We start from the raw sequence: 16,316 nt of genomic DNA, 5'->3' as shown, positions 1-16,316 counted from the left end.
GCATTGTCCGTGTCTTGCATCGCCCGAAACGAACTGCGCACCCCCTCGCGCAACACGCGGTTGGAACATGCAATCCGGACCGTGCTGCTCTCCGCGCTGCTTCTGGTGCCGGCCCTGGCGGCCGGCGCCGACGAGACAAGACCGCCGCTGCGGCTCTGCGCCGACCCCACCAACCTGCCGTTCTCGAGTGACGACCCGGGCAAGCCCGGCCTCTATCTCGAGATCGGCCAGGCGGTGGCGCAAAAGCTCGGCCGGACGGTGAGCACCAATTGGTACAAGTCCTATTTCGGCAAGCGCACCGTGCGGGAGACGCTGCTCAGCAAGCAGTGCGACGCCATGGTCGGCCTGCCTTTGATCGACGATTTCATGGGCCCGGCGGTGATCTTCTCGAAGCCGATCGCCCATGAAGGCTATGCACTGGTCGGTGGCAAGGATCGCAAGCTTGCCGGCATCGACGACCTCAGGGGATTGCGGGTTGCGGTGCAATATCAATCGACCCCGCAGAACCTGCTCGCGCTGCGCGACGACATCCAGAAGGTGACCGTGCTCAGCCCGGAGGAGGGCATGACGGCGCTCGAACAGGGCAAGGTCGACATCGCCTTCATCTGGGCGCCGGTGGCCGGCTGGCTCAACAAGACCAGCTACGGCGACAAATATCAGATCGTGCCGACCGAGGGCGACGGCCTGCTCTGGGCGACCGCGATCGGTTTCGCCAAGGCGTCCGGTGCGCTGCGCGATGAAGTCGACGGCGTGCTGCCGGGGCTGCAGGCGGAGATTTCCGCCCTGTTTGCCAAATATGGCGTGCCGAACGGCGCACCGGTGAAGTTCGGCGAGGCCGACCGGGCGACGACGTCGTCCGTCGGCGCCAGCGAGCCCGTCACGGTCGGGCAGGCGGCCGCGGCCGAAAAGCCGATTCAGACCGCCGCGACCGCAGGCGATGCCAAAGGGGACGCCAAGGGGGATGCCACCGCCGGGCGGGAAGTCTTCAACGGAACCTGCGCGCATTGCCACGGCCCGGACGCGGTGCAGGCCGAGCGAAAGATCGATCTCAGGCTGCTCAAGAAGCGCTATGCTGACGACATGGAATCGACATTCTGGAAGACGGTCCATGACGGGCGGCCGGCCAAGGGCATGCCGGCCTGGAAGGACGTCTTCAACGACGACGAGCTCAGAAACGTATATGTCTATCTGCAGAGCGTGCAGGATACCGGCGAATCGAACTAGAAGCTGCGATTCGCAATTGGAGCGTTTTCGAGCGAAGTGGCCACCGGTTCGCGTGAAGCAAACGCGTCAAGTCGAGAATCGAGAGCCCCGTTCCGATTCCATCGGAACGGAAACGGCTCGAGCAGGGCGAGGGTCCTCATGATGGGGTTCCTGATCATCGACGATCACCCCCTGTTCGGGGAGGCGCTTGGCAACGCCATTCGCATCTCGCATCCCGATGCCCGGATCTATGAGGCCACCTCGATCAAGGGGGCGCTTGGCATCCTCGCCAGCGAGCCGAATATCGACCTGGCGCTGCTCGACCTGCTGCTGCCCGACGTGGTCGGCTTCTCCGGCTTCCAGAAGATCAGGGATCGCTATCCGCGGCTGCCGATCGCGATCGTCTCGAGCGAGGAGGACAAGCACACCATCCGCGAGGCGCTCGAGATGGGCGCGGTCGGCTATCTGCCGAAGTCGACCTCGCTCGGCGAGCTCTCGCAGGCGATCGCGCGCGTGCTGAGCGGGTCGGTCTCGGCGCCGCGGGATTTCGTCGCGGTCGGCGCGCTGGAACAGTCCGAGACGGCGCGGACGCTGCGCGAACGGATTCAGAAGCTGACGCCGCAGCAAATTCGCGTACTTCATCTGATTATCCGCGGCCTGCAGAACCGCGAGATCGCCGCCGAGCTCAAGCTCGCGGAATCCACCGTGAAGGCACATGTGACCGAGATCCTGCGCAAGCTGAAGCTGTTCAGCCGCAACAAGGCGATCATCGAGCTTGGCAAGATTCCGCTTCCGGTCCCGGAGGCCTGTTCGGGCGCAAAGGCGGAGAAGGCGCCCTAGTGTGCTGAATGCGAAGTTCGTGTGATTTCGCGGCAGCCACTTTCACGAACTTCGCATTCATAAAGCACACTAGAATCATAAGTTTGCTAGTGTCCTTATCGAATCCGAAGTTCGCTCCGAAGGTGCGGCAAATGATGCGAACTTCGGATTCGGGACACTAGCCGTGCTGCACTGCGAGGCGGGCGCATTGGAAATCCTGCCTATAGGCTGCCACCCGGCTTTGAGATAACGTCGTGCGCATTGGCTGTCATGAGCATCCGAGGGAGGACGGCGCAGCATTGACCACGACCGCGCCCCTGGCGGACGAGCCGCCGCTCGGCAGGGCGGGTGCGCCTCGACTGCTGATCGTCGAGGATCACCCGCTGTTCCGTGCCGCCCTGATCGGCGTGATCGGGGCCGAGTTTCCCGACGCCGAGGTACTGCAGGCGACGTCGATCGACGGTGCGCTGGACGTGATCGCCGCGCGCGACGGCCTTGATTTGATCCTGCTCGATCTGTCGATGCCCGGGACCACGGGCCTGCTCGGCGCCTACCGGGTGCGTGCCGCCGCGCCGCGCAGCGCGCTCGTGATCGTGTCGGCGCATGACGATCCCCGGATCGTCGGCGGCGCGATCTCGCTCGGCATTTCCGGCTACATCCCGAAGTCGACGCCGAAGCTCGAGCTGGCGCGGCTGTTGCGCGGCATCCTCGAAGGCGCGGTGTGCCTGCCGACGCGCTTCCGCGATACCGCCACCGCGCGGAAGGCCCAGGCCGAGACGCGCGAGCTGGTGCAGCAGCTCGGCCAGTTCACCGCGCAGCAGCTTCGCGTGCTCGACATGATCTGCCGCGGCCTGCAGAACAAGCACATCGCCTATGAGCTCGATATCTCGGTCACCACCGTGAAGGTGCATGTCTCGGAGATCCTGCGCAAGCTCGGCGTGCGCAGCCGGACCGAGGCCATCATCGCACTGTCGAAGCTCGACTTCGGCAAGCACGACCACGCGCCGGTGACGGCCTCGCCGTCGTCGCATGGCGACTAAAGCGCGATGAGCTTAGGTTGAATCACCATCGCGCTTTAGCTCCTTGTTTGAGCATGATCTTTTCGGAAAACCGCTTCGCACTTTTCCGGATCATGCTTTAGAGCCTTTATCCGTTCCGATGGAATCGGAACGGGGCTCTAAGTTCTTGTCTGACGCGTTTTCTTCACGCGAACCGGTATCCACTTCGCTCGAAAACGCTTTGATCATAACCGCGCGCCCGACTGCTCCGCCGCCAGCAGGAACGACAGCAGCGAGCGCATCTCGGCGGGCTTGATCGGCTTCTTCAACAGCTCATGGCCGAAGGCAGATACGTCGGAGGCGGCCTTGGCCGAGTAGTCGGCGGTCACGATGATCGCCGGCACCTTGGCGTTGATCGCGCCGCGGATGACATCGACGGCCTGAATTCCGGTCTCGCCATTGTCGAGGTGCAGATCGGCGATGATGGCGTCGGGAATGCCATCCAGCGCGTGGATGCGCTCGAGCGCCTCGGTCTTGGAGATCGTCACCGCGACGTCGCAGCCCCATTTTTCCAGCAAATGGGCGAGACCCTCGGCGCTCGAGAGGTCGTTCTCGATCAGCAGGATCTTGGCGCCCTCCATGCCGCCATAGCGATAGTCGACGCTAGCCTGCTCGCGCACCGGGATCGCAACCGGATCAAGCGTGCGGGGCACGGTGACCGAGAACACTGAGCCCTTGCCGGCGCGCGAGCTCAGCCTGATGTCATGGCCGAGCAGGTCGGCAAACCGGCGCACGATCGAAAGACCAAGCCCGATGCCGGCCTTGTCGCCGGCGCTGGTCTCGCCGCGCTGAAACTCGACGAAGATGGCTTCGCGCTGCGCTTCCGGAATGCCCGGCCCGGTGTCGTGCACCTCGATGCAGATGTCATCGCCCCTGGCCCGGCATCCCATCAGCACGCTGCCGCGCTGGGTGTAGCGCAGCGCATTGGCGACAAGGTTTTGCAGGATCCGCCGCAGCATCAGCGGATCGGAGCGAACCACCGCGGACGACGGCATGATCCGGAAGCCGAGATTGCGCTTGGCGGCGGTCGCGACAAATTCCTGCTCCAGCGGCTCGAATAGCGAGGCGATCGCGACCGGTCCGAATTCCGGCCTGAGCACGCCCGCATCGAGCTTGGAGATGTCGAGCAGCGTCCGCAGCATGTCCTCGAGCGTCGCCAGCGAACGGTCGATCTGGTCGGTCAGCGCGACGTTCTTGGACCCGGTTGCCATCTCGGTCAGCGCGGACAGCGTCAGCCGCGCCGCATTCAGCGGCTGCAACAGATCGTGCGTGACCGAGACCAGCACCGATGATTTCAGCGAGCTCGCCGCCTCGGCCTGCTGCTTGGCCTGCAGCAGGCGACCATTGGTTTTCTCCAGCGATTGCAGCGCCTGCTTGAGCTGCTGGGTGCGGTCGCGCACCTGCTGGTCCAGCGCAATGGCTGTTTCAAACAGAGAAAAGGCGTTGAGCTGCTGATCGGTCGAGCGTTCGACGCGCGACATCAGCGCCGCGTTGATCTTGCGCAGCTTCTCGGCCTCGCGTTCGAGCGCCGCAATTCGCGTGGTCCTGGTATCCGTCATTGCGGCGCGAGTGCCCGCTTGCCGATGGCGATGCCGGTCAGCGTCTGGTTGACATGCATGGAGCGATACTGCTCGCCATAGGTCTGAAAGCCAATCACTTTGTTGCGGCGATAGAGCTCGGACATCTCCCGCGACAGCTGGCGCTGCTCGACGTCGAGCCGGCGTAGCACGCATTCGAAACCGATGAACATCGAGACCTCACCGAGATCCTCGGTCAGCTCCTTGAGCAGGCGGCTCGTCACGTCGATCGGGTCGCGCTCGCGCGCCACCGTCAGCACCATGCCCTCGTCGATGGCGCAGAAGAATTGCAGCGATCCGTCCGGGTTGGTGCGCTGGATCGATCGCGCGTAATAGGCGCCGCCGACGCGAACCAGCACGGGGTGCGCGGCGAAGGAGAACAATTCGAGCTTGCTTTCGCTGAGGCCGACGGCACGGGAATATTCCAGCGCGGCCGGCTCGGCATTCAATTCCTTGACGATGCGGTGCTCGATGTCGGCCTCGGTCACCACCATCTTGGTCGAGGTCGGTTCGAAGTGGTCGCACTTGAACAGGCGGAACGGCAGCCGGGTCCGGATCAGGATCAGGACGGCGGCATCGGTAAAGGCCTCGCCGCCATGAAAGACCCACGATTTCTCGAAGCGCAGGCCGTCGCCCGCGGAGCCGCCGACCACCGGGATATCGCCGAGCGATGCATAGATCGCCGACATGATGGTCTCCTCACGCTGGCACATGCCGTCGATGAAGAGCAGCCCGAAGGAATCGTGGGTGTGATCGCAATGCTCGGTGCGTTGCGCGAATTCGTTCTGCAGTTCGGTGCACATCGAGCGGCCGTGGTCGACCCGAAATGTCGTAAGGTCGAACAGCGGACGGGCCGCGATGACGAAATCGGCCGCGTTGAAGCCCATCGCGACGACGCTGTCCTCGTCCCAACCGCTGGGCGACAATTCGCCGGCCGTGGTGCAGCCGAAGATCGGAACGTCGGGCATCCGGCTGGACAGTTCGGCAATGAATGTCTGCGGCTCGTAGAACGGCGACACGAACACCACGAGCATCGCGAGATCGGCCGCCGCCAATTGGCGCGCGATCTCGTCGGCTGCCTCCCGCGGCCCGTCGGTCTTTGCCTGCACCACGACAATACTGTCGGCGGCGCTACCGTTCTGCTTCGCCAAAGGCGCTCTCCCTGACCAGAATTTTTTGCTTTTCTTGGCGCGGGCGGTTGAACCCGCGCGGGTCGTGAGGGCATCCGGACCATGGCGCGATGGCCCGCGTTCCGGCTTGCCCGTGGCTTTCAGGTCGTGAGGGGAAATGCCATTGGCCGGGCTATTGCGCCGGCAGCTACGCTCGCCGCAAGCGCCAATGGCGCCGGTCGACGCGATGACATGGGACACCTCCCGATGTGTTCTCCTGGCCCGGGCAGGGCCAAGTTTGATCGGTTCTAAACTATCGGGCCGGACCCCCGCGTCAATCACCTTACCCACCCGCCTAGCCCGACCAAGGTAGTATCGCGCCGGGCCAGGCGGCCGCTGCCCATTTACCGGGCCTTATCGATTCTGCCTTAGTTTTGCGCTCCGGGGTCTGGGGCGGGTTGCTGCCGGACCCCGCGTGGTTTTCAGAATGAAGACGGGGGTTGGAATGCCGGGGCTGAAGCGATCGTTGTCGATCAGGATCCCAACCCTCAGATTTCGCGCCAAGATCATGCTCGGCTTTGCCGTCACGCTGGCGCTGTCGGCAGCCACCATGGGCTTTGCCTATATGGGCTTCGAGCGGGTCTCCGCCGGCGTCGGCTCCTATCGCCAGAGCGTCGCGGAAGCCGATCTGGCCCGCAACATCGATCGCGAATTGATCTCCTACCGTTCGCTGGCGCGCTACTTCGTCGCGACCGGCAAGGAGGACGACGCCAAGGCCGCGCTCGCCGCCGAGGCCAGCCTGAAGGACGCCATCATGGCGTCGATGAAGGGCACCACCAATCCGGCCCGGCTCGAGCAGATCACCAAGCTGGAGCGCGAATTCCGTGCCTTCACCAAGATCTTCGCCGAGATCGTTCGCATCAAGAACGACAGCGCACAGACCGCGCAGAACAAGCTGACCCGCAGCGCGACCTCGATGCGCTACAAGCTCGACGATCTGCCGAGCAATGCCGATGATTCCGAGCTGCAGTCGATCCAGTTCGGCGCCAAGAAGGTGGCCGACCAGCTCCAGTCGATCACCGGGGCCGTCAATACCTTCGTCGTCAACGGCGACAAGACGGTCGCCTCGAGCGCGCTCGCCCGGCTGAAATTCGCCGACAATCTGGTGAAGGCGATCACCTCGAATAACGAGCGGATCACCCAGAGCGTGAAGGACATTACCGCGCTGCTCGAAGAGTACCGCGAGGCGCTCGCCAAGCTGATCGCGAATGCGAAGTCGATCGACGAGCTGACCGTCGAGATGACGGAGTCTGCGGCCGCCATCAGCCAGGGCGCGGCGGCGATGAAGTCCGATCTGCTCGGCGACCAGAAGCGGCTTGAAAACGAATCGCACACCATGATCGGCGAGACCGAGCAGCTGATCTTGATGCTGGCCGCGGGCAGCTTCGTGCTCGGGCTGGTCTGGGCGTTCCTGCTGGGCAAGGGCATTTCGCGACCGATCGCGGCGATGTGTGCGGCGATGCGCGAGCTCGCGGCGGGCAATTTCGACGTCGTGCTGCCGGGCCTCGGCCGCCGCGACGAACTCGGCGAGATGGCCGGCGCCGTAGAGGAGTTCAAGGTCCAGGCGATCGCCAAGGCCGAACGCGATGCCGCGACCCAGGAAGCGCAGAACAAGGCGAGTGCGACCGCGCGGCGCAATGAGCTGATTCGTTTTGCCGACGAATTCGAATCCGCCGTCGGCTCGATCGTCTCCAACGTGTCGGCCTCCGCCGTGCAGCTCGAATCCGCGGCCGGTACGCTGACCCGGACGGCGGAGACCACGCAGAACCTGTCGAGCCAGGTCGCCGGCGCCTCCGAGGAGGCCTCCAGCAACATGCAATCGGTCGCCTCCGCGACCGAGGAATTGTCGGCGTCGGTCGACGAGATCGGTCGTCGCGCCAAGGAGTCGAGCCAGATCGCCGATTCCGCCGTGCGTCAGGCCGAGCAGACTGATGCCCGGATCGGTAAGCTCTCGCGCGCCGCGCAGGAGATCGGTGACGTCGTCAAGCTGATCACCGCGATCGCCGAGCAGACCAATCTGCTGGCGCTGAACGCCACCATCGAGGCCGCGCGCGCCGGCGACGCCGGCCGCGGCTTCGCGGTGGTTGCCGCCGAGGTGAAGTCGCTGGCGAGCCAGACCGCCAGGGCCACCGACGAGATCTCCACCCATATCTCGGGCATGCAGGCGGCGACGCAGGAATCGGTCGCCGCGATCAAGGAGATCGGCGGCACCATCGGGCAGATCTCCGGGATCGCGACCAACATCGCAAGCTCGGTCGAGCAGCAGAGCGCGGCAACGCAGGAGATCGCGCGCAGCGTGCAGAACGTCGCGCAGGGCACGCAGGAAGCGGCCTCCAGCGTCACCCAGGTCAATCGCGGCGCCACCGAGACCGGAGCTGCCTCCGAGGAGGTGCTGAACTCGGCCCGCTCGCTGTCGGTCGAGAGCTCGCGGCTGCGCGAAGAGCTCGACCGCTTCATGGCGAATATCCGCGCGGCGTAAGGCGCGCGCGGGTCCATCAATTATCGTCGTCCTGGCGAAAGCCAGGACCCATAACCACCACTCACCATTGTTTTAAGTGCAACTTGCCGCGTGCCCTTTTCGTGGGCTGCGGCGTATGGGTCCTGGCTTTCGCCAGGACGACGAATTAATCGCCTGCGCCGGGACGACGCTGTTGGTTGGCGGGATGATGCGACTAATCCCGTCCGAACTGGTGCTTCAACTCGACCTTGGCGCGCTCCAGCCGCGACCGCTCGGTCTTCGGCAGCGTCTTGCCGGCGCGGTTGATATAGAAAGTCAGCATCGACAGCGCGGAACGATAGGCGCCGCCCTTGCGGCGCGCGCTGTGCTCGGCGGATTGCTTCAGCGATGATGCGATCTTCTTCGCGCTGGTCTGCTTGAACACGCCGGGCTCGAGGTCGAGCGCGTTGCTTTCTTTCGTCACCCGCTGCGACCAGCGCTTCGCCGTCGTCTTGCTTGCGCCACGCCTGCGACGCGTCGTGCTCGCGGACCGTGCCGGTGATTTCCTTGCCGTCTTGCGCGTTGCTTTCTTGTGTGCGGCCATCGATGCCTCCGTATCTTTTGAGCCGAGAACAGCTCGCCGCGATCGCGGTTCCTATGCCGCATTGCGGGAACCCTTGCCGGCCTGCGGCGTTGACGTCGCGTGGCGGGCACTCCGTTTGCCGCAATTCCGGGTGAGTGAACCTTGGAACAGATCGTTCCGGGGTTTTTCTCATTGGTCGATTCTGATGACAGTGCAGCCGACACAATTGAGTTCCGCGACGACGCAACAGGCCGTGGCTCCGGTCACGCCGGACGATGACCGCATCATCGAGACCTCGATCCCGGTCCGGCTCGACAATCTCAGCTGGAGCCGCTTTCACACCCGCGTCGTGCTGGCGCTCGGCATCACCTGGATCCTCGACGGGCTGGAAGTGACGCTCGCGGGTGCATTGTCGGGCGCGCTGAAGGACAGCCCGACGATGAGCTTCTCCAACGCCGATGTCGGTCTTGCCAGCAGCGCCTATCTCGCCGGCGCCGTGCTCGGCGCGCTCGGCTTCGGCTGGCTTACCGACCGGATCGGGCGCAAGAAGCTGTTCTTCATCACGCTCGCGCTTTATCTGTCGGCGACTGCCGCGACCGCGCTGTCGTGGAATGTCGCGAGCTACGCGCTGTTTCGCTTTCTCACCGGTGCCGGCATCGGCGGCGAATACACCGCGATCAATTCGACCATCCAGGAACTGGTGCCGGCGCGCTATCGCGGCTGGACCGATCTCGTCATCAACGGCAGCTTCTGGATCGGTGCGGCGATCGGTGCGCTGAGCGCCATCATCCTGCTCGATCCCGCGTTCCTTGCACCCGATCACGGCTGGCGGATCGCCTATTTCACCGGCGCGGTGCTCGGCCTCGTCGTGCTGCTGATGCGGATGTGGATTCCGGAGAGCCCGCGCTGGCTGATGATTCACGGGCGTCCCGAGGAGGCCCACAAGATCGTGGCCGACATCGAGACCTCCGTGCTTGGTCATGAGCAGCCGAGCGCAGACTTTGAGAAGATCAGGCTCCGGATGCGCGATCACACGCCGCTGCGCGAGGTCGCGGTGACGCTGTTCTCCACCTACCGGCAGCGCTCGCTGGTCGGGCTCACGCTGATGGCCGCGCAGGCGTTCTTCTACAATGCGATCTTCTTCACCTTCGCATTGATCCTGACCGACTTCTTCGGCGTCGCCGCCAGCAATGTCGGCTGGTACATCCTCCCCTTCGCCGCCGGCAACTTCCTCGGGCCGCTGCTGCTCGGCCGCCTGTTCGATACGCTCGGCCGCCGCACCATGATCGCGCTGACCTATGGCGTCTCGGGGGTGCTGCTCGCGCTGTCCGGCTATCTGTTCTCGATCGGCGTGCTCAGCGCGCAGACCCAGACCATCGCCTGGATGGTGATCTTCTTCTTTGCCTCGCCGGCCGCGAGCGCCGCCTATCTCACCGTCAGCGAGACGTTTCCGCTGGAGGTCCGCGCGCTCGCGATCGCCGCCTTCTATGCGATCGGCACCGGCATCGGCGGCGTGATCGGGCCGGCGTTGTTCGGCGTGCTGATCGACACCGGATCGCGCAACAGCGTCTTCGCCGGCTACCTCTTGGGGTCGGCGCTCATGATGGTCGCCGCGGTGGTCGCATGGCGCTATGCCGTCGCGGCCGAGCGGAAATCGCTCGAATCTGTCGCGCGGCCACTGGCATTTGTGGAGTAGACTATGACGAAGCATGAATTGGCCGAAATGCCCCTGGATGATAACATCGCCCCTGACGTCAAGACAGACAGCGTGCCGAGGCCGGCGGCGCTGATTCCGCCGCTCCGCCAGGCCGCGGTGCTGCTTGACATCGACGGCACCCTGCTCGATTTCGCGCCGACGCCGCGCGAGGTCTGGGTGCCGCCGGAACTGTCGACCACCCTGAGAGAGCTGCATGAGCGCACACACGGCGCGCTGGCGCTGGTTAGCGGCCGCTCCCTCAACGACATCGACCTGATCTTCGCGCCGGAAGTGTTTTCTGCGATCGGCGGCCACGGCGCCGAGATGCGGCTGCAGCCGGACAGCGAGGCGGTCGCCGCACACGCGCCGCCGCTCGACAAGGAGTTGAAGCGCCGTCTTGCCGCGATCGCAAAGCTCAGCCCCGGCATTCTGCTCGAGGACAAGGGCTATTCGCTGGCGCTGCACTATCGGCTGGCGCCGCAGGCGGAGAGGGCGATCTATGAAGCGGTGTCGCTGATCCGCGCCGAGCTGCCGAATGCGCCGATCGAGGTGCTGCCGGGCAAGAGCGTCTGCGAGATCAAGCATTCCGGCTTCACCAAGGCGACGGGCGTGCTCGAGTTGATGACGCATGAGCCGTTCAAGGGACGGCGTCCGTTCTTCATCGGCGACGACGTCACCGACGAGACCGTGTTCGCGATCATGCCTGATTTCGACGGTCTCGCGTTCTCCGTCGGCCGTCGCGCAACCGGCGTTGCCGGACATTTCGACGGACCGAGCGATGTGCGCGAATTCCTCGCGCATCTGCTCGATGTTGATAGGGACGTCAGCCTGTCCTAATCGCAGCGCATTCATCGCAGCCGAATCGAATACGGTGCTTTTGCGTCGTGGCGTCAACCTCGCGCGCAATTTTCTTTTCGCGAGTTCCCGCGAGTTCCGTGCGTGTTCGCCAGAATTTGGTTTCAATTGGGAGATTCCTTGATCAGGAACCATCTTGATGAATGGTTGTTAATACGCGAGTTGACCAACAGGAGGGGACCTGGTGAACCTCGTCGTCGTATCGAACCGCGTCTCGCGCGGAAAACCCAATGAACCCATGACGGGGGGGCTGGCAGCGGCATTATTGCCGGTGGTGGAAAAGACAGGGGCAATATGGGTTGGTTCCAGTGGACGCGTCCGCGACGGGAACCTGAAGGAACCCTTCGCAGAGGTCGAAGCGCTCGGGGCGGGCGCATTGGCGATGCTCGATCTGCCGGCCGCGCACTATGGCGGCTACTACGAAGGCTTTGCCAATTCGGCGCTGTGGCCCGCGATGCATTCGCGCGCCGATCTGATTCGCGCGTCCCGCGAGGACTACGCGAGCTATCGCGAAGTCAACGCGTTCATGGCGCGCGCGTTGCTGCGCTTCCGCAAGCCGGATTCCGTGTTCTGGGTCCAGGACTATCATTTCCTCGCGCTCGGCGCCGAACTGCGCGATCTCGGCGTCACGCAGCCGATCGGCTTCTTCCTGCACACGCCATGGCCGGCGCGCGCGGTGATCGCGGGCGTGCCCAATCATCGCGAGCTGATCGAGGCGATGCTGTCCTATGACCTGATCGGCTTCCAGACCGATGAGGACTGCGAGAACTTCCTGAGCTACGTGCAGCACGATCTCGACTTCGAGCTGCGCGACGGCGTGATCAATTCGTCGTTCGGCCGCACCCGCGCCGCGGTGTTTCCGATCGGCATCGATCCCGGCAAGTTCGCGCAGCAGGCGACCAAGGCGATGACGCATCCCGACGTGACGCGGCTGCGGCGCAGCCTCAATGGCGAGAAGCTCGCGATCGGCGTCGACCGGCTCGACTATTCCAAGGGCCTCGTCAACCGCATCAAGGCGTTCGACAAGATGTGGACGCTGCATCCGAACCTGAAGCGTTCGGTGTCGCTGCTGCAGATCGCAACGCCCTCGCGCGGCGCGATCGAAGCCTACGGCAATCTGCAGAGCGAGGTGGCGAAGCTCGTCACCGACGTCAACGGCGTGCATGGCGAGGTCGACTGGACGCCGATCCGCTACCTCAACAAGGGCTTTGGCCAGGGCGTGCTCGCAGGCCTTTACCGTACCGCGCAGGTCGGCGTCGTGACGCCGCTGCAGGACGGCATGAACCTGGTCGCCAAGGAATATGTCGCCGCGCAAAACCCGGCGGACCCCGGTGTGCTGGTGCTGTCGAAATTCGCCGGTGCGGCGAACGAGCTCGACGCCGCGCTGCTGGTCAATCCGCACGACATCGACGGCATGGCGCGCACTTTGGCGACGGCGCTCGCGATGCCGCTGACCGAGCGGCGGATGCGCTGGGAAGCGATGATGGAGAAGCTCAACAGCGGCACCATCCAGCAATGGTTCGCCGATTTCATCGAGGCGCTGCAGGATACGCACCACAGTGCGGGAAACGCGGCGCTGCCCGAGCCACCAACCCTGTGGCCGCGCCGCACGGCGGATTTTGCCGCGCGATATCACTGAGCGAGCATGACGATGCAGGATGGGTGCGTTAGTTCACCCATCCGCCGTTCTGTCGCGCCTGCGAAAGCAGGGACGACACTGAGTGTGTTGGGCGGCCAGTGGTCATCACTTCGCGTTCTCGCGACAGCGAGAAACGCGCATCCGTTCTTCCAAGAGCGATGCGGCCCAATAGATTCCGGGCTCGCCTGCGGCGAGCCTCCGGACGAAGAGGCGGGCTGACCGGATGCATCCATTGATTTGCGCCGGTCCCTGACCGACCACCGGCCAAAATCGCGCGGGGCAGCGTGCAAGGCGACGGGGCGCAGCTGCCATATCTATAAATTTACCCAATGTTTTCAATATGTTGTGGAAATTTCACGCTCCCGGCCCGCGCTCCCTTGCAAAATCCGCCTCAGCCCTTCAAGAGAGGGCCTCCCGGAGAGATGGCCGAGTGGCTTAAGGCGCACGCTTGGAAAGCGTGTGTGCGGGAAACCGTACCGTGGGTTCGAATCCCACTCTCTCCGCCATTCTTAAGGATCCCTGCACGCCAAACGACGATTGCGCCCGCTTGCGTTTGGCAAGTTGTGCTGAATGCACGCCAATGGCCAGGGCAACAACAGAAGCCGTTCATGAGACCTGGTCGGGGCGGAATTGCCGCACCCGAAACCGCCGGTCGTCGGCAGAACGGCAACAACGCGGCAAAGCGCCATTGCCGATGCCCGCCGAATTTCAGCCCGCGATAGAGCCGTACGAGACGTCGATCCCTCGCTGCTGCGGCGTGGGGGCAGGCACACTGGATAATCCGGAAGGGGTAGCGGGCTCCCCCATGCGGAGAAATGGCGCGCGCCGACGAACTGCATGAAACTACGACAAAATGACCGATCGGCGAGGGCGGAGACCCCATGGGACAGACCGCAAAAAGTGACTGGCGCCCATTGGGCATGCTGGCGCTGTTGATTCCGCTGCTCACGACCGTTCCGCTGTCCAACGTGGATGCACAGGCGCAACCTGCTGCATCGCGTCAATTACGACGCGAGCCACCGCCGCAAAAGCCGCAGGTGACGATGAATGCCTGGACGGTCGGCCTCGCCGGGGGCCTGCTCGAGGGCGCGCCCATTCGTCTCGCGGCCGAAATCGCCCGCGTCGTAGACGATGGCGACAAGCTGCATGTGTTGCCGGTCGTGACGCGCGGGCCGACGGAGAATGTGAACTCACTGCTGTATCTGCGCGGCATCGATGCCGCCATCATCAATTCCGACGTGCTCGAGGAATACAGGAGCCAGGTGCCGGATATCCAGCAACGGCTGGCTTTCGTGCTGAACCTGTTTCCGTCCGAACTGCATATCTTCGTTCGTCCCGAGATCCAAAGCCTGAGCGATCTCGCCGGCAAGAAGGTGAACTTCAATAATCTGGGTACTGCGGCGGCCTATTCGGGGCCGCTGATCTTCAGCCGTCTTGGCGTCGATGTGGAAAAAACCTTCATTCCTCATCAGGTCGCGCTCGAGCAGATGCGCAAGGGCGAGATGGCCGCGGTCGTTTTCATCACCTCCAAGCCGGTGGATGCTTTCGTACGCGCCCGCTGGGAGCCCGGGTTTAAGTTCCTGCCTGTTCCCTATGACAAGAGGTTCGAAGACTTTTATCTTCCCGCCTCGCTCGAGGCCACGGAATATCCCAATCTCATCAAGCAGGGCGAGCGCGTCACGACAATTGCAGTGCCGACCGCTCTGGTGGCCTTCAACTTTCCGGCCAAGTCGAACCGCTATGAGCGCCTAGCGCGCTTCGTGGAGTATCTGTTCTCGCGGATCGACAAGCTGCAGCAGCCGGGCTTCGACCAAAAGTGGAAGACGATCAATCTCGCCGCAACCGTTCCCGGCCTGACGCGCTTCCCCGCAGCGCAGGCGTGGCTCGATCGCGAGCCGCGCGCCACCGCAAATCCATCGCAATGAGACGCGCGGCGACCTGCGCGGTGGCTGGAGTCTTGCTCGCAAGCGGCATTGCCTCGGCGCAGGCGGCAGGACTTCGTCAGATCGCTCAGCTTCGCGATTGCTCCGCCAAGGAGAACTCCAAACGACCGGAGTGCTCCGACAAGACGCCGCGGGCGTCCGCGCTGCCCCAGGCGAACCAGGCTAGCAGCTGGGTCGTCAGCCTGACGACTTCACCCCTCGACTATTCACCGGTCGCTACCGCCACGACGTCATCGCGCGACGGTGCCGGCGAAAGCGGAATGACGCTTTCGATTCGCTGCCATGGCGGGCGGAGCGAGCTGATCGTCGCCGGATCCCGCGTGTCCGGTCGCGGCGATGGATATGCGATGTCCTACCGTATCAACGACGGTCCGCCGCAACAGGTCGCGGCGGCCGTGCCTGTGTCCGGGACCGGCGTTGCGTTCGGTGGCGACGTGATTCGCTTGCTGCAGTCCCTTCCGGACGGCGGAGGTCTCAATATTCACCTCGCACCCCGTACCGGACCGGCGCTGGATGCGGTGTTCCCGTTGAGCGGGATGGATGTGGTGCGCGCGAAGATCACCGCTGCCTGCAGGTGGCCACAACCGACCGCAAAACCCAACGGATAGAGATTTGAATGACGTGTCTTTAACAGGAGAGGCATCAATGCGTGTGTTTCAGCAAATTGCGAAGGTAACCATCATCGGAGCCGCAACGGTGCTGCTGTCCGCTTCATACGCTGCGGCGGAGCAAGGCGGCGGACGGTATTGGACGCCGACAACAACGAATCCCACTGCGGACTATCGGCACGTTTCAGAAAAGGTCCAAAGGGTTCATGTCTCGCGCAAGGCGACCACCCACAAGAGGGAACGATCTCCTCTCAACGCCAACGCCCGGCTTCCATCCAACACCAAGTCGCACAACCTGATCCTGCAGGTGAACACGAACGATCCCGCAGCCATGAATCTCGCGCTCAACAACGCAGTCAATGTTGCGCAATACTACAAGGATCTCGGCGAGAAGGTGAAGATCGAGGTGGTCACCTTCGGGCCCGGCCTGCACATGCTGCGCGACGACACGTCGCCGGTGAAAGCCCGTCTCGAGGAAATGGCGCTGAGCACGCCGGAGGTCTCGTTCAAGGCCTGCGGCAATACCCAGGAAAAAATGCACAAGGCCGAGAACAAGGACATCCCGATCGTTCGCCAGGCGGAGGTGGTGAAGTCAGGCGTCGTACGCGTGATGGAACTGCAGGAGAAGGGCTGGTCCTATGTGAAGCCGTGATCCGCGGCCTAACCCGAAAGGGGTGGGTGGGGTCCTCCATGCGGGCTGTAGGCTTCGCGCCGCGGTACGGCGCATAA

At 63.9% G+C, this 16,316-nt stretch carries 13 protein-coding genes and 1 tRNA gene; 11 read left to right on the top strand and 3 right to left on the bottom strand.

Going from position 1 to position 16,316, the window contains the following annotated elements; all coding sequences use genetic code 11:
* Positions 1 to 9: 9 nt before the first annotated feature.
* The 3 genes from JEY66_RS41445 (at position 10) to JEY66_RS41435 (ending at position 3,062) form a co-directional block, all read left to right on the top strand.
* On the top strand, positions 10 to 1,224 hold the full coding sequence (locus tag JEY66_RS41445; protein ID WP_240536757.1) for a c-type cytochrome: 1,215 nt from the start codon (positions 10 to 12) through the stop codon (positions 1,222 to 1,224).
* A 138-nt stretch (positions 1,225 to 1,362) separates the two neighbouring features.
* Positions 1,363 to 2,043, top strand: a complete 681-nt coding sequence (locus JEY66_RS41440) for a response regulator (protein WP_016843264.1) — start codon at positions 1,363 to 1,365, stop codon at positions 2,041 to 2,043.
* Positions 2,044 to 2,321: 278 nt separating this feature from the next.
* A complete protein-coding gene (locus tag JEY66_RS41435) occupies positions 2,322 to 3,062 on the top strand; it encodes a LuxR C-terminal-related transcriptional regulator (protein WP_018269439.1) in 741 nt (246 codons plus the stop codon).
* 203 nt (positions 3,063 to 3,265) lie between these two features.
* On the opposite strand, the gene JEY66_RS41430 is transcribed toward JEY66_RS41435, so the two are convergent.
* A complete protein-coding gene (locus tag JEY66_RS41430) occupies positions 3,266 to 4,639 on the bottom strand; it encodes an ATP-binding response regulator (protein ID WP_018269440.1) in 1,374 nt (457 codons plus the stop codon).
* A complete protein-coding gene (locus tag JEY66_RS41425; protein WP_016847119.1) occupies positions 4,636 to 5,808 on the bottom strand; it encodes an FIST N-terminal domain-containing protein in 1,173 nt (390 codons plus the stop codon). Before JEY66_RS41425 ends, JEY66_RS41430 begins: the two co-directional genes overlap by 4 nt.
* Positions 5,809 to 6,271: 463 nt before the next feature.
* Between JEY66_RS41425 and JEY66_RS41420 the strand changes: the two genes are divergently transcribed.
* Complete coding sequence (locus tag JEY66_RS41420) at positions 6,272 to 8,305, top strand: methyl-accepting chemotaxis protein (RefSeq protein WP_018269441.1); 2,034 nt, start codon at positions 6,272 to 6,274, stop codon at positions 8,303 to 8,305.
* A 193-nt stretch (positions 8,306 to 8,498) separates the two neighbouring features.
* Here JEY66_RS41420 and JEY66_RS41415 read toward each other — a convergent pair whose 3' ends face one another.
* Positions 8,499 to 8,867 (bottom strand): DUF3175 domain-containing protein, encoded by a 369-nt coding sequence (locus tag JEY66_RS41415; RefSeq protein ID WP_016847122.1) that lies wholly within the window; start codon positions 8,865 to 8,867, stop codon positions 8,499 to 8,501.
* 184 nt (positions 8,868 to 9,051) lie between these two features.
* Here JEY66_RS41415 and JEY66_RS41410 point away from each other — a divergent pair, with 184 nt between their 5' ends.
* The 7 genes from JEY66_RS41410 (at position 9,052) to JEY66_RS41380 (ending at position 16,239) form a co-directional block, all read left to right on the top strand.
* A complete protein-coding gene (locus JEY66_RS41410) occupies positions 9,052 to 10,542 on the top strand; it encodes an MFS transporter (RefSeq protein ID WP_026192115.1) in 1,491 nt (496 codons plus the stop codon).
* 3 nt (positions 10,543 to 10,545) lie between these two features.
* Positions 10,546 to 11,379, top strand: coding sequence for a trehalose-phosphatase (otsB, locus tag JEY66_RS41405; RefSeq protein WP_016847124.1), 834 nt, complete (start codon positions 10,546 to 10,548; stop codon positions 11,377 to 11,379).
* A 202-nt stretch (positions 11,380 to 11,581) separates the two neighbouring features.
* Entirely contained in the window at positions 11,582 to 13,036 is a 1,455-nt protein-coding gene (locus tag JEY66_RS41400) for a trehalose-6-phosphate synthase (RefSeq protein WP_026192116.1), read from the top strand.
* 416 nt (positions 13,037 to 13,452) lie between these two features.
* Positions 13,453 to 13,542, top strand: a tRNA-Ser gene (locus JEY66_RS41395).
* A gap of 414 nt (positions 13,543 to 13,956) precedes the next feature.
* The gene (locus JEY66_RS41390; RefSeq protein WP_016847126.1) at positions 13,957 to 14,961 is read left to right on the top strand and encodes a TAXI family TRAP transporter solute-binding subunit; all 1,005 of its coding nucleotides are present in this window, start codon (positions 13,957 to 13,959) and stop codon (positions 14,959 to 14,961) included.
* Positions 14,962 to 14,993: 32 nt separating this feature from the next.
* Positions 14,994 to 15,587, top strand: coding sequence for a hypothetical protein (locus JEY66_RS41385; RefSeq protein ID WP_240536756.1), 594 nt, complete (start codon positions 14,994 to 14,996; stop codon positions 15,585 to 15,587).
* A 37-nt stretch (positions 15,588 to 15,624) separates the two neighbouring features.
* On the top strand, positions 15,625 to 16,239 hold the full coding sequence (locus tag JEY66_RS41380; protein WP_016847127.1) for a DsrE family protein: 615 nt from the start codon (positions 15,625 to 15,627) through the stop codon (positions 16,237 to 16,239).
* The last annotated feature ends 77 nt before the right edge of the window (positions 16,240 to 16,316 follow it).

The organism is Bradyrhizobium elkanii USDA 76, from assembly GCF_023278185.1.
Classification (GTDB): Bacteria; Pseudomonadota; Alphaproteobacteria; order Rhizobiales; family Xanthobacteraceae; genus Bradyrhizobium; species Bradyrhizobium elkanii.
This window is presented reverse-complemented; position numbering and strand designations above follow the sequence as displayed.